We start from the raw sequence: 891 nt of genomic DNA, 5'->3' as shown, positions 1-891 counted from the left end.
AGCCGTATAATCAACGGCGAGTTGTCCATATTGCCGTACACCGAAACGGTTTTATTGAAATACCCCCGGTCGTCGGCATGGTAGGTGATGCTTATCCGGGTTGTGCTGTCCGGCAGTACCGGTCTTTTTTCATACTCAATATGCGTGCACCCGCAGGATGCGCGGGTATCAAAAATCATAAAAGGCGAATCGCCCACATTCTTTATGGAAACGCCAACCGTTTTGGCCTCTCCTTTGGGGATAGTTCCCAAATCAAACTCCGTGTTATCTGTTTCAACTTGCGTGTTTCGCGCAGATTGTGCGGATGCGGCATGATACGCTCCCCTACCTGAGATCTCCGACAGATACATCTCCTTCACCCGCAAATTATGCGCGGGATTACCGATAAACACAACTTTATTCTCATCGTCGAGCAAAAATGTTTGAAACTCCTGATGAGATGGGAACCGGTTCATCGCATTCAGTTTATCCTCCACATCGATACAAACCGGAATGTCGATTCCGTCTCTTTTTAAAAGATAGGATATTTCCCGCAAATCCCTGGGATGGAAAACGAAGATAACATGAACCGTTCCGTACGTCAAAGAATCCACCTCTTCTATAAATTCTTTCCATTTATGTAGTTGCAGTTTGCAGCTTGTGCAACCGATGGAATCCACATACACCAATATTTTGTGTGATGAGCACGGAAGTTCATATTCCACCGTATCCCTTCCGTGTTTTGTGAAAACCAAGCCGGCAGGAAAGACAACCTCTTTGCTTTGCCATTCGGTAACCAGTTTGGCAATTTCTTTTTGCGGATTCTTTTTACAAGAAAGCATCAATCCGCATACTCCCATCAACAATAAAAAATAAGGTGCTCTCATGCTATGAATGCTCTAATTTGAATTT

The 891-nt window shown here is 44.4% G+C and carries 1 protein-coding gene; it reads right to left on the bottom strand.

From position 1 onward, the window contains the following. Positions 1 to 866 (bottom strand): DUF1573 domain-containing protein (locus tag D7D25_RS17705; protein WP_148038990.1); only part of this gene is annotated, 866 nt, incomplete at its 3' end. Positions 867 to 891: the final 25 nt, after the last annotated feature.

This window comes from Proteiniphilum sp. X52 (assembly GCF_003712195.1).
Lineage (GTDB): Bacteria > Bacteroidota > Bacteroidia > Bacteroidales > Dysgonomonadaceae > Proteiniphilum.
This window is presented reverse-complemented; position numbering and strand designations above follow the sequence as displayed.